Source organism: Erwinia persicina (assembly GCF_019844095.1).
GTDB lineage: Bacteria > Pseudomonadota > Gammaproteobacteria > Enterobacterales > Enterobacteriaceae > Erwinia > Erwinia persicina.
In genome coordinates this window covers 11,615-24,620 of the sequence record NZ_CP082142.1, presented here as the reverse complement: position 1 = coordinate 24,620, position 13,006 = coordinate 11,615, and the positions used below count along the sequence as shown (strand labels likewise).

10 protein-coding genes, 2 pseudogenes and 1 riboswitch are annotated in these 13,006 nt (G+C 58.1%); of the genes and pseudogenes, 4 read left to right on the top strand and 8 right to left on the bottom strand.

Features of this window, described 5'->3' with window-relative positions; genetic code table 11:
• Positions 1 to 120: 120 nt before the first annotated feature.
• The 4 genes and pseudogenes from K6L24_RS21665 to K6L24_RS21650 form a co-directional block, all read right to left on the bottom strand.
• Positions 121 to 1,086 carry a HesA/MoeB/ThiF family protein gene (locus tag K6L24_RS21665; protein WP_187510359.1) on the bottom strand — a complete coding sequence of 322 codons (966 nt, stop codon included), beginning with the start codon at positions 1,084 to 1,086 and terminating at the stop codon, positions 121 to 123.
• 3 nt (positions 1,087 to 1,089) lie between these two features.
• Positions 1,090 to 1,860, bottom strand: coding sequence for a thiazole synthase (locus tag K6L24_RS21660; RefSeq protein ID WP_062748702.1), 771 nt, complete (start codon positions 1,858 to 1,860; stop codon positions 1,090 to 1,092).
• Positions 1,861 to 1,863: 3 nt separating this feature from the next.
• Positions 1,864 to 2,061: a sulfur carrier protein ThiS gene (gene thiS / locus K6L24_RS21655; RefSeq protein ID WP_222682375.1), complete on the bottom strand. Its 198-nt coding sequence runs from the start codon at positions 2,059 to 2,061 to the stop codon at positions 1,864 to 1,866.
• Positions 2,058 to 2,989 (bottom strand): annotated as a pseudogene (locus tag K6L24_RS21650) (FAD-dependent oxidoreductase). Before K6L24_RS21650 ends, thiS begins: the two are co-directional and overlap by 4 nt.
• A 154-nt stretch (positions 2,990 to 3,143) precedes the next feature.
• A riboswitch (TPP riboswitch) is annotated at positions 3,144 to 3,265 on the bottom strand.
• 329 nt (positions 3,266 to 3,594) lie between these two features.
• Between K6L24_RS21650 and K6L24_RS21645 the strand changes: the two are divergent.
• Positions 3,595 to 5,634: a choline transporter gene (locus K6L24_RS21645; protein ID WP_062748696.1), complete on the top strand. Its 2,040-nt coding sequence runs from the start codon at positions 3,595 to 3,597 to the stop codon at positions 5,632 to 5,634.
• Positions 5,635 to 5,716: 82 nt separating this feature from the next.
• On the opposite strand, the pseudogene K6L24_RS21640 reads toward K6L24_RS21645, so the two are convergent.
• Positions 5,717 to 6,576: pseudogene (locus K6L24_RS21640) on the bottom strand (DMT family transporter).
• 149 nt (positions 6,577 to 6,725) lie between these two features.
• Here K6L24_RS21640 and K6L24_RS21635 point away from each other — a divergent pair.
• Positions 6,726 to 8,111, top strand: coding sequence for an aminotransferase-like domain-containing protein (locus tag K6L24_RS21635; RefSeq protein WP_062748694.1), 1,386 nt, complete (start codon positions 6,726 to 6,728; stop codon positions 8,109 to 8,111).
• Between the two features lie 57 nt (positions 8,112 to 8,168).
• Here K6L24_RS21635 and K6L24_RS21630 read toward each other — a convergent pair whose 3' ends face one another.
• Complete coding sequence (locus tag K6L24_RS21630) at positions 8,169 to 9,092, bottom strand: LysR family transcriptional regulator (protein ID WP_222682374.1); 924 nt, start codon at positions 9,090 to 9,092, stop codon at positions 8,169 to 8,171.
• Between the two features lie 96 nt (positions 9,093 to 9,188).
• Between K6L24_RS21630 and K6L24_RS21625 the strand changes: the two genes are divergently transcribed.
• Together K6L24_RS21625 and K6L24_RS21620 are read left to right on the top strand one after the other, a co-directional pair.
• Positions 9,189 to 10,124, top strand: coding sequence for an MBL fold metallo-hydrolase (locus K6L24_RS21625; protein ID WP_425333079.1), 936 nt, complete (start codon positions 9,189 to 9,191; stop codon positions 10,122 to 10,124).
• 210 nt (positions 10,125 to 10,334) lie between these two features.
• On the top strand, positions 10,335 to 10,793 hold the full coding sequence (locus K6L24_RS21620) for a GNAT family N-acetyltransferase (RefSeq protein ID WP_062748687.1): 459 nt from the start codon (positions 10,335 to 10,337) through the stop codon (positions 10,791 to 10,793).
• Between the two features lie 37 nt (positions 10,794 to 10,830).
• On the opposite strand, the gene satP is transcribed toward K6L24_RS21620, so the two are convergent.
• Positions 10,831 to 11,397 carry an acetate uptake transporter gene (gene satP, locus K6L24_RS21615; RefSeq protein ID WP_118666178.1) on the bottom strand — a complete coding sequence of 189 codons (567 nt, stop codon included), beginning with the start codon at positions 11,395 to 11,397 and terminating at the stop codon, positions 10,831 to 10,833.
• A gap of 429 nt (positions 11,398 to 11,826) precedes the next feature.
• On the bottom strand, positions 11,827 to 12,984 hold the full coding sequence (locus K6L24_RS21610; protein ID WP_191928230.1) for an MFS transporter: 1,158 nt from the start codon (positions 12,982 to 12,984) through the stop codon (positions 11,827 to 11,829).
• Positions 12,985 to 13,006 lie beyond the last annotated feature (22 nt).

Genomic DNA, 13,006 nt, shown 5'->3' with positions numbered 1-13,006 from the left:
TCACTCACCTCCGGCGCGCTGGCGTTGTTCGCATTCAATCCAGCACCTTTTTCCAGTGGTCCCCACTCAGGTCGGGTGGCGATTTTTTGTATGAAAACTACAGTTAATCGCCCTTTTTTCCTAACGATTTGCAGCAATAATCGCCAGCTGTGTGAAGCCCCGCTGTTCCAACGCCATCGCTGCTTTTGCCGCACGAATACCGGTGGCACATACCAGCACAATCCGGCGGTCGGCTGGTGGTTGCCAGCGGTCGATCTGCTCTGGCAGAATGCGCACAGCGCGATCGCTGATACTGCGAGGGGCTTCCTCTTCGCTGCGCAGTTCTACAATATAATCGCGGCTGGTCAGCAACGGCCTGTCAATAAAGGGGACGCCGGGTCTGTCTGGCTCATCTGCGCCGTCAAAGCGAAACTGCCGGAAGTGCCACGAACTGAAATCACAGTTAATCAGGCAGCCAAGCGGTGAGGGTGAAAATCCGAGCAGGATACTGAGTGCCATCTGAGCCTGAAGCGCGCCCAGCGTCGCCACCGCCGGCCCCATGACCCCGGCGGTATTGCAGTTCGCTGCGCTGCCTGGCAACTGCGGGAAAAGTGCACGGTAGCCGGGTGCTCCGCCGCAGAAGCCCCCCACGTAGCCCTGCCGTCCCAGCACAGAGGCGCTGACCAGCGGAATGCGACGCGGCAGGCAGGTGTCGGAGAGCAGATAAGTGACGGCGAAGTTATCGGCGGCATCAATAGCCAGATCAATGCCCTCCAGCGCCTCGGCGACCCGGCTTGCACTCAGCGCCAGTGGCCGTGCATCCACGACACACTCGGGGTTACGCCTGTAAAGGGCCTGCTGCGCGCAGACTGCTTTCAGATTGCCAATGTCCCCCATCCCGAAGAGCGTCTGGCGATGAAGATTGTGTTCCTCCACCCGATCGCCGTCATAAATCCGCAGGTAACCGACACCGGCCCCGGCCAGCAGCGGCAGCAGCGTGGCACCCAGTCCGCCCGCGCCCACTACCAGTACCCGCGCATGGTGCAGGGCCTGCTGCCCCGCATCGCCGATTTCCGGTAACATTGACTGTCGTTGATAGCGACTCATCGGCTACGGCTCCCGTGAGTGAAACTGCGCCATACCAAAAATCGGCGTCGAGGCGCTGGCCATATCGCGACGTTCGACCAGACCGGCCTGCCGGGCATCCCGTCCGGCCTGTATGGCAGCAGCAAAGGCCCCTGCCATTCGAACCGGATCCTGCGCTTTGGCAACAGCGGTATTCAGCAAAATACCGTCGAAACCCATCTCCATAGCCTCAGCCGCCTGACTGGGCGCACCAATCCCGGCGTCGATAATCAGCGGAATATCTTTAAACCAGGCGCGCATTGAGCGCAGCCCTTCTCTGTTACGCAGCCCCTGGCCGGACCCGATTGGCGCGCCCCACGGCATCAGCAGTTCACAGCCTGCTTCGATCAGTTTTTCACCCAGAATCAGGTCTTCTGTGGTGTAGGGAAACACCTGAAATCCGTCAGCGCAAAGGATACGCGCTGCCTCCACCAGGGCGAACGGGTCGGGTTGCAGCGTATCGGCATGACCGATCACCTCCAGCTTGATCCACCGCGTATCAAACAGCTCACGCGCCATATGGGCCGTGGTGACGGCCTCCTTCACGCTGTGACAGCCCGCCGTGTTCGGCAGAACCCGCTTATTCAGCCCGGTCAGCAGCTCACGAAAGGCGGTACCGTGGCTGCCTTCACGGCGCAGACTGACGGTGATAATTTCACTGCCGGAGGCCGCAAGCGCCTGCTGCAGGATCGCCGGAGAGGGGTACCCGGCGGTACCGAGCAGAAAACGTGACTGGGGTACAAAACCGTAAAACATCGTTTATCCTCCCTGCATGGGTGACAGGACTTCGAGTTCACAGCCTGGTGTGATCGGCTGCGTTTCATAGCGGGTGCGGGGCACGAACTGTCCATTTAACGCGCTGGCGACACAGCCTGCGTCAATCTGTTGTTCGCGCAGCAATTCCGCCAGGGTGCGGGCGGCAGTATCGACCGGCTGGCCGTTAAGCTGAATTTTCATATCAGGTTTTCCTGTATCAGTTGCTGCATCAGGTTTTCCGCCATCACTGGCGCGAGAAGAAAGCCGTGCCGGTACATGCCGTTAACGGACCAGACGCCGTTATGGCGATGAATGGCAGGGACATTATCAGCGTAAGCCGGTCGCAGCCCGGTGCCGCTTTCCAGCACTCTGGCTTCGGCCAGTGCCGGGTGGATGGCGTAAGCGGCACTTAACAACTCCATCATGGCGCGGGCGCTAATGGGGCTGTCATCATGGCTTTCCACCATGGTCGCCCCCAGCATAAAGCGCCCCCCCGTGCGCGGAACGAGGTAACAGGGAAAGCGGGGATGGAGCAAGCGGACGGGCCGGGAGAAGTGCACCTCATCGCTGTGCAGGATCAGCATTTCACCGCGAACGGCGCGCAGTCCCGGTTGTTCGTGGGCAGCGTGGATCCCCGGCAGTCAATAACCGTGCCGCCGGGCTTGTCCTGATGGAAGTCAACGCCGTGTTGAAGCAGGCTGGCCCGCAGTTGCTGCAGCGCGCTGCGCGGGTCGAGATGGGCCTCGCCGGCAAAGAACAGCCCGCGGGCAAAGCGCCCTTCCAGGGCGGGTTCCAGCGTGACCGGTTCCACCCACTGATGGGCGTGCGTCATGCGCGAAAAACGGGTGAGTTCAGGCGCGTCGCGCGGGGGAGCGACCACCAGGGTGCCCTGATGCTCCACGCCTTTGACACGCGCAGCCCACCACGGGGCAGACCGCTGGCCCAGCTCAACAACCTCCGCCGGGGCGCTTTCGCCTTCGCACCAGGGGGCCAGCATTCCGCCTGCCCAGTGGGATGCCGCATCATGCTGCGGTGAAGTGATCACCTCCACGGCCTGGCCGTGCTCTGCCAGCATCGTGGCGATGCACAGCCCGGCCACGCCGTCACCGATCACAGACCAGCGGCTCATGAGGTAAGGATCCTGACAGGGAGAAGGGGTGTTACCAATAGCGTCACGTTAGCCTCTCAAAACTTGATGAGACCCGTGATAAGGATAAGGAAAAAGGCGGAGGCGGAATAAACACAGGCCTGCGCGCGGGTACGCTGGGTGGCCGGCTGGCCCGTCATCAGGGTACGCGTCTTCCTACGCCAGTATCAACTGGGTCAGGTTCTAAGGGTCGCTACGCCGCGATAAATCGCTCATTAGCCTCTCAGTCTCTCTGGCGAGACTCCCCTGACAGGAACCAGTTGTATTTTACCGGGTGGGAATCGTCAAGCGATATGCGGTTTTAATGGGGAAAAAGACGGCATTTTGAGACGCTGAAATTTTTTTTAATTGAATGCTCAATCAATAAAAACTATCATTCGTGCTTCTGTTTACACAAAATTTACTTTCCGGAGGCGATTTGAGTCAAGAGTTATAACGATTAATCAATAAATTACACTAATATTCATCCTGATGGTTCTCCCAGTGTAATTAGCGGATATACGGCGGATTTTACCCAGTATGCGCTAATGCGCGCTTCGCAGAGCGGACTTCAGGTTCTTTCCCTGATCATTTTTTGCGGAGACATTATGCCGACGACTGAAATACCAGGAAAGCCTCAAAAAGATCGTATCAACCCCGTGGTTTTCTACACCTCAGCAGTACTGATTCTGCTGTTCTCCATGACGACTATTCTGTTCACTGATTTTTCCGATCGCTGGATCAATCGTACCCTCGACTGGGTATCCAACACCTTCGGCTGGTATTACCTGCTGGCCGCCACGCTGTATATCGTGTTCGTTATCTTTATGGCCTGTTCCCGCTTTGGTTCCATTAAGCTCGGCCCTGAGCAGTCCAAGCCCGAGTTCAGCCTGATGAGCTGGGCAGCCATGCTGTTTGCTGCCGGTATCGGTATCGATCTGATGTTTTTCTCGGTCGCCGAGCCGGTCACACAGTATATGATGCCGCCAGAGGGCCAGGGACAGACGATGGAAGCCGCGCGTCAGGCGATGGTCTGGACGCTGTTCCACTACGGTCTGACCGGCTGGTCCATGTATGCCCTGATGGGCATCGCCCTGGGTTACTTCAGCTACCGCTACGGCCTGCCTCTGACCATTCGTTCGGCCCTGTACCCTATTTTCGGTAAACGTATCAACGGGCCAATCGGTCATACCGTGGACATCGCCGCCGTACTCGGGACGATTTTTGGTATTGCCACCACATTGGGCATCGGCGTTGTGCAGCTGAACTATGGCCTGAAGGTGCTGTTTGATGTACCGGAAGGGCTGACGGCGCAGGCCGGGCTGATCGTGCTGTCGGTCATCATGGCCACTATCTCGGTCACCTCTGGCGTGAATAAGGGCATTCGCTTCCTGTCAGAGCTCAACGTGCTGCTGGCCTTTGGTCTGATCCTGTTTGTGCTGTTCGTCGGTGATACCAGCTTCCTGCTGAACGCGCTGGTGCTCAACGTCGGGGATTACATCAACCGCTTTATGGGCATGACGCTGAACAGTTTTGCTTTCGATCGTCCAACTGAATGGATGAACAACTGGACGCTGTTCTTCTGGGCCTGGTGGGTCGCCTGGTCACCGTTTGTTGGCCTGTTCCTGGCGCGTATTTCCCGCGGCCGTACTATCCGCCAGTTTGTGGTAGGGACGCTGACCATTCCATTTATCTTTACCCTGCTGTGGCTGTCGATCTTTGGTAACAGCGCCCTATACGAGATTATTCACGGCAATATGGCCTTCGCTGAAGAAACCATGGCGCACCCGGAGCGCGGCTTCTACAGTCTGCTGGCACAGTATCCTGGCTTTACTTTCAGCGCCTCAGTGGCCACCATCACCGGCCTGCTGTTCTATGTCACTTCCGCAGACTCTGGTTCCCTGGTGCTGGGCAACTTTACCTCGCGTCTGGCGGACATCAACAATGATGCGCCAAACTGGCTGCGTATCTTCTGGTCAGTCACCATTGGCGTCCTGACGCTGGGAATGCTGATGGTTAACGGCGTGACGGCGCTGCAGAAGACCACGGTGATCATGGGACTGCCGTTCAGCTTTGTGATCTTCTTTGTGATGGCCGGTCTGTATAAATCGCTGCGGGTGGAAGATCATCGTCGGGCCAGTGCCACGGTGAACACGCCACCGGTAGCGGTATCGCGTGACGATCGCCTGAACTGGAAACAGCGCATTTCACGCGTGATGAACTATCCGGGAACGACCCACACCCGCAAAATGTTGGATAACGTCTGTCGTCCGGCAATGGAAGAAGTCGGGCTTGAGCTGGAACGTCGTGGTGCCAAAGTGCAGGTGAATGAGCTGCCGGCGGTGGAGGATGAGCGTCTGAACCATCTGGAACTGCTGGTTGATATGGCGGATGAGCAGAGCTTCCTCTATCAGATATGGCCTCAGCGTTACTCGGTACCGGCCTTCACCTACCGGGCGCGCAGTGGCAAATCGGATTACTTCCGTCTGGAAACCTTCCTGCTGGAGGGTACGCAGGGGAACGATTTGATGGACTACACCAAAGAGCAGATCATCAATGACATTCTCGACCAGTATGAGCGTCACCTGACCTTCCTGCATATTCACCGGGAAGCACCGGGTAATTCGATGCCCTTCCCCGAAGCATAAACCCTTAAAAAAACCAGACTCCGGTCTGGTTTTTTTTTGCTCAGAAAACCGTGACGTTCTCCTTATTATTGTGGAAGGGTGCTCAGGCGAAACGTTTCGCGCCGGCAACACAGAGAATAATTGCCGCCGCACTGACCACCATACTCAGGGCAACCGGCTCGTGAAGGAACAGCGCGCAGAGCAACAGACCAAAAAACGGCTGTAGCAGCTGGAGCTGTCCGACCCCGGCGATGCCACCCAGCGCCAGCCCGCGATACCAGAAAATAAAACCAATCAGCATACTGAACAGTGAGACATAGCCAAGGCTGAACCAGGCGGGCGCGCTGATCCCCTGCCAGCTGTGCGGCAGAGTCATCAGGCCCGTCACCACCATGACCGGTAGCGACAGCAGCAGCGACCAGCTGATCACCTGCCAGCCGCCCAGCCGGCGCGACAGTTCTGCCCCTTCCGCATAGCCCAGTCCGCACAGCAGAATGGCCGCCACCATCATCAGGTTTCCGGTCAGCGATCCCCTCCGCCGGCTGAGAGAGCAAAACCTGTCACGATCCCGGCGCCCAGCAGGGAGAAAAACCAGAAGGCCCGCGCTGGCCGTTCTCCCCCGCGCAGCACAGCGAAAATGGCGGTGGAAAGCGGCAGCAGGCCGATAAAGACCAGAGAACAGGCGGCGGTCATCTCACGCAGGGCCAGGGCCGTCAGTAAGGGAAAGCCGACCACCACGCCCGCAGCCACCATCAGTAGCGATACCCTGTCGCTGCGCCCGGGACGTCGCTGCCTCAGCGCCAGCAGCAGTCCCCCGGCGACCAGTGCGGCAATCACCGCGCGGGCAGAGGTGAGAAACAGCGGTGAAAATCCGCCGATGGCTACCCGGGTAGCCGGCAGGGAGCCGCTAAAAATCATCACGCCAAAAAGTCCACTCCACCACCCTGATGTTGTGCGCTGCATAAGTCCTCCGTGTAAGTATAAAAACAGGTATATCCCACGCATAGTAGAGGTCAGAACGGCGGATTCGAAGATACACTACCCCTACAATCAAGTTGTTCTGTATGGGGCGTCTTTCCCATACAGTTGATCACTGACAGGCTGGAATACCGATGACGCTTACCGAAACACTGATTGACGAAATCCGCCGCAGTATTCTGACCGGTACGCTGGCAGCCGGTGACCGGCTGATGTCGGTGCGCCGCTTTGCTGCCGCCAGGAGTGTGTCACCTTCTACGGTCGTCGAAGCCTATGAGAGGCTGGCAGCAGAAGGGGTGATCCGGGCACGGCGCGGTTCCGGTTTTTACGTGTCTGGCACCCCGCTGGTTGCGCGCAGTCTTGTTGATACGCGCATCGGGCAGCCACGGGATGTGGATCCTTTCTGGGTCTCCCGCCAGTCGCTGGATGCGGCAGTGGGTGAACTGACGCCGGGCTGCGGCTGGCTGCCCGACGACTGGATGCCCCATGAGGCACTGCGCAAAGGGCTGCGGCAGCTTGCCCGGCTCGACAGTCCCCTGCTGACCGACTACGGCAGTTCCCACGGGTCGCCCAAACTGCGGCGTCTTATACTGGCGCGTTTTGCCCGGGAAGGGCTGTCTGCTTCGATGGAACAGCTGATGCTGACCGGGTCGGGGAGCCAGGCTCTGGATTTACTCTGTCGCTATCTGCTGCGCCCGGGCGACAGCGTGGTGGTGGATGACCCCTGCTACTTCAACTTTAAGGCGCTGTTGCGTGCCCACCAGGTGAAGATCACTGGCGTACCCTACACGCCAACCGGCCCCGATATCGCGGTTTTTGAACAGGTCCTTGCTGCGGAGCGCCCGCGTCTGTATATCACTAACTCCGCGTTGCATAATCCGACGGGTGCCTGCCTCTCTGCGCAGACTGCCTATCGCGTGTTAAGTGCCGCCGCGCTGCACGATACGCTGATCATTGAAGACGATATCTTTGCCGACTTCGAACCGGACCCTTCGCCGCGCCTGGCGATCCCCGACGGGCTGGATCGCGTTATCCGCACCGGGAGCTTTTCGAAAACCCTCTCCGCCTCGGTGCGCTGTGGCTATATTGCCTGCCGGGCCGGGTGGATCGATGAGCTGGTTAACCTGCAGATCGCCACCAACTTTGGCGGGCCAGGCCCGCTTGCCAGCGAACTGATTGCCGGGGTGCTATCGGGGGGAAGCTATCGTAAGCATTTGCAGGAGGTGACAACGCGGCTGGATCGCGCCCGGAAAGAGGCGGTGGAACGCCTGGCAACGCTGGGTATCGTGCCGTGGCAGGTACCGCGAGGCGGGTTTTATCTCTGGTGCCGCCTGCCGGACGGCGTCGATTCCACGCTACTGACCCGGCGCTGCCGCGAAGAGGGAGTCATTCTGGCGCCGGGAAATGTCTTCAGCGTCTCGCAGACCGCCGGTGCATTTTTACGTTTTAACGTGGCGCATCTCAGCGATGCACGGATTTACGGCGTACTGAAGCGCGCGATAGCGGAGCAGCACCGGTAACGGGTATGACGGCCGCTCGCGTTCAGACTTACCGTCTTGCTGTCAGGCACGAGTCAATCAGCCAGTGCGCATTTTTTCCCGCAGTTTTTCCAGCAGCCATAGCAGGGCCGGGTCGTGGCTGCGGCGCCTATTCCACAGCAGGGAGAGGGTAAAGGACGGCACGCTGACCGGAACGGCACTACTCTGCAGGCCGAAGTGTTCCATCCAGCCCGCTGCCAGCCCCTGCGGGACGGTGGTCAGGGCCGGGATCTGCTTCAACATCAGCGGCAGTGAGGAAAAATGGGGGGTCACATAGCGCACCCGGCGGGAGAGATTCTGCCGCGCCAGTTGCTCGTCTATCTGGCTCTGACTGGCACCGCGATAGGAAACCAGTAGATGATTATGGGATATATAGTCATCAAGGCTCAGGGGCGAAGTGAGTGCTAACTGGAGCGGGTGCCACAGCGTGCAGAATCCCATACGCGTAACCGGCTCACGCACCGTTCCTGCAGGAACGCCCTGCCCGACCGAAATCGCCACGTCAACACGATCCTGCTGCACCATCTCCTCATCGTGAAAGGGATCGCTGCCAGTAGTATGCACGGTCACTCCCGGTGCCTGGCGGTTCAGCGTCGACAGCAGGCCGGGCATCAGCCAGCCTTCCACCCAGTCGCTCATCCCAAGGCGGAACCGGTGCGTATCGGTTTCAGGTGAAAAGGACGATGGCTGAAAAAGTACCTGCTGCATCTCTTCCATCACCGGAAATAACGAGGCCACCAGTGCCTCGGCGCGCGGCGTCGGTGACATCCCTTTTGCCGTGCGGACAAACAGCGGGTCGTTAAACATCGTACGCAGGCGCGCCAGCGCCCCGCTGACGGCGGGCTGACCGAGGTGCAGGCGTTCAGCCGCACGTGAAACGCTGCCCTCGCGATGCAAAACCAGCAGCACCGTCAGCAGATTCAGGTCGATACGGCTAAAATCATTTTCTCTGATAGTGTGCATTATTTTAATCGATTTGAATGATGTCTTTGCGGACAGGATACTGGCATTCACGCAAAAACGACATGAATTAACGAGGTTAAAATGAAGACGATGGTAATGATGGTCGGTATGGCTCTCTCCGCTTCGGCGCTGGCCGGACCCGAATCTGTTCCGCCGGATACCCAGGCGCCGGGCTTTTACCGCATGACGCTGGGTAAGTTGCGCATCACCGCTGTTTCTGACGGCACGGTCACCATCCCGCTGGATAAGTTACTGACTCACATCAGCCCGCAACAGCTGCGTGACCGTATGGCCAGTGATGCCATGACGCCGCAGGCAGAGACCTCAATCAATGCATACGTGATTGATAACGGCCAGCAGCGGGTGCTGGTGGATGTCGGGGCGGGCGACCTGTTTGGCCACAATGGCGGTCATCTGCTGGAGAATCTGGCGGCGGCAGGCTATCCGGCAGAAAGCCTCAATGCGGTGCTGCTGACACATATTCATGCCGACCACTCCGGCGGTGTCTCGCGCAGCGGCAAACTGGCCTTCCCCAATGCCCGGATTTACGTTGAGAAGAAAGACGCAGATTTCTGGCTGACGCCCGACAACGTTAAGAAGGTGGCAGCCAGCCAGGCCCACACCTTTGCCGAGTCTGAACGTACGTTGCGCCCGGTCATTGATGCCGGACGTCTGAGCACGTTCAGTGCCCCCGCGACGGTATTTGCCGATATACGGGCCATCCCGGCACCCGGCCATACGCCGGGTAGCGTGCTGTACCGCGTGGAGAGTGAAGGACAGACGCTGGTGCTGTGGGGCGACATTATTCATGCAAAATCAGTGCAGATGCCCGATCCGCATGTGGCAATCCACTTCGATGTTGACCAGAAAAAAGCCGTGCAGACCCGTGAGGCGGTGCTGGCGCAGATGGCGCAGGAGGGGAACTGGGTAGCTGCTGCACACATTGCCTTCCCGGGGCTGGGACACGTTAAACGCGACGGCAGCGGCTATCGCTGGGTGGCAGCAAATTATACAACGCAGCTCAGCCATTAATCCCCAGTCAGGGGCACGTCTGTGCCCCTGACTGGATGTCGGCACTACCTGCGCCCGGCTCTCTTATCTCTTCTGCCAATCGCTGCATCAGCGCCTGCGCGTTCAGTGTTGCTGCGTTGAATTCGCCTGAAATCACGTTATCATCCTTAATCGTATCCTCGTGCAGACTGGCTGACGCAGGGTTTATCGGACCATTTCAGGGAAAAATCGATGATATTAAGACCCATGCAGGCGGACGAGTTTCCGGCTTACCGTCAGATCGTGATTGCAGAGTATGGCAGAGACCTCGCAGAGTCGCGGCGTTGCTCCCTGGAAGATGCCCTTAGCCGCGCAACAACCCTGATTGACCAGGCCCTGACCCAGGGCGTTAACAGCCCTCCCCAGCGTTTGTTGTGTATCACGGCAACGGAGGGCGCCGAGCCGCCGGTGGGTTACCTTTGGATCAGCGTCAGCGAAAATATCGCCTGGATTTATGATATCTATCTGCTTCCCGAATGGCGCGGGAAAGGGTATGGAAAACAGGCGCTGGACGTGATTAACCAGCAGCTGGCCCTGGAAGGCATCACGGAAACCGGTCTGCGTGTAGCAGCCAACAACAGCCGTGCGAAAAAGCTGTATGAAAGCCTTGGGTTTGTGTTAACGGGTTACAATATGTCTAAACGGTTATGACCGTTTCCGCCTGCCCGGGACACAGGCAGGCGGAGGATTACTGTTTTTCGCCCAGGGGTAAGATGGGGCGGCCAAACTGTTCGTTAAGCACTTCGGCCATCGCCAGGTAAATCGCGCTGGCACCACAGACCAGTCCTGTCCCGCCTGCAAACCGGATGATTGCAGCGTTATCAATCAGATGGCCAATGGCCAGCATGACAAACAGCACCGTCAGGCTGAGAAAGACGAATTGCAATACACGATTGCCTGTCAGTGTGGCGAAAAACATAAACAGAGTGAAAACGCCCCACAGGCCGAGAAACGCCCCGAGGAAGTGCGGGTGGGCGGGCTCTGACAGGCCCAGTTCAGGCATCAGAATAATGGCGACCAGGGTCAGCCAGAAGCAGCCGTAAGAGGTAAAGGCAGTCATACCGAAGGTATTGCCTTTTTTATATTCCAGCAGGCCAGCAAAGACTTGTGCGATCCCGCCGTAAAAAATGCCAGTGGCGAGGATAATACCGTCCATCGGGAAAAAGCCGATATTGTGCAGGTTCAGCAGAACCGTTGTCATACCAAAACCCATCAGTCCCAATGGTGCCGGATTCGCTAATGTCGTGTTACTCATAAGTCCCCAGAAAATGATGATGCGCAGAAAATGTGTATGCCGCCCTCAGGGCGGGGCGCGAGATAATAATCAGTGTGACCGTTATGCTCTTTGATCTCAGCAGGGAGAAAATGAATATTCTGTGCAATAGCGACATGAGGATGTCAGAATTTTTGTTTATAGTTACAACATACATTAAATAGACTAAACACTGATATCTGTAGCATCAGTGATCGCTTCCACACCACAGAATCTGTAAGCCGGAGCTCATTAAAAAAGAATTCAGGCAGCAGACAGGATCAATAACCTCCAGCACCCCTCTTTATCATTCGACGGAGGCCATCAGCAGGCTAACATTCGCCTGATGATAACTCTGTGCGAATTTGGAAATCACATCGTCAATCTGCGTATAGCCACCTTGCGCGTTCATGTGCAAGGCAAGAGAATCGCTTAGTATTTCAGTTTAAAAGCACCCAGCACGATCACCATAAACGCGGCGGCGACCAGGGCAAAGGCGACATAAAGATTGGTCAGATGCGCCACCCAGCCAATCAGTGCCGGGCCACCGAGCACACCGAGATAACCGAGCGTGGCGACCAGGGCCACTGAACGATGAACCGGCATCACTTTCTCCTGTCCCGCCAGGGTGATCAGCACCGGGACAATATTAGCCGCGCCAATACCCACGAGAGCAAAGCCGCATAGCGCCATCGTCCAGCCGGGTACCAGCACCACTATCAGATACCCTGCGATGCCCAGAATGCCGCCGATAATCAGCACGTGCTGTCTGCCAAGCGTCTTCACGACCGCATCTCCCGTCGCGCGCATCAGTGACATCGCGACTGCAAAGGCTGCGAAGCCCCAGCCGGCGTGTTCCACCGCCATGCCGCGATCCTGCGTCATGAAAATACCGCTCCAGTCGAGTATGGCACCTTCAGCCATAAAGCAAATCATCGCCATAATCGCCATCAGCACCAGGCGAAAATTGGGTCGGCTGGCCGTGTCGGGCGGTTGATGCGGGTCTTCACCGCCAGCGGTCAGTAAGGCCGGAAATGAGCAAGCCGTCACCAACACAATCAATGCCACCGCCCAGAAGGTTGTCGTTTGTGGGCTGATCCCTGCCCCGAGCAGCAGCGCGCCCCCACCGGCCCCGGCAATGCCGCCGACGCTCCACAGGCAGTGAAACCCTGACATTAAGGGCTTATCCGCGGCCTGCTCGACCAGCGTCCCCTGGACGTTCATCGCCACATCAGCCAGCCCAATCCCCATGCCAAAGACAAACAGGCTGGCGGCCAGTAACCGGATATCCGCCAGCGTCGCCAGCAGCGGCAGCATCAGGCAATACAGCACCACCGATACAACAATGACTCGCCGACAGCCGGCCAGTCCGATGATCCGACCGGATCCCAGCATAGCGATCAGCGAGCCGCCACCCAGGCAAAGCAGCAGCAGCCCCAATTGTCCAGCTTCCGCATGAGTGCGCATCTGCGCATAGGGTACCAGCGCTGCCCACAGGCCCATGGCCATGCCGGTGACAAAAAAGATTGCCCGGGTAGCGCTGCGCCGGGCCTGACTTCCTACCTGCTGAGAGAGAACATTCACCGACATCGATCACCCTTGTTTAAAAAAC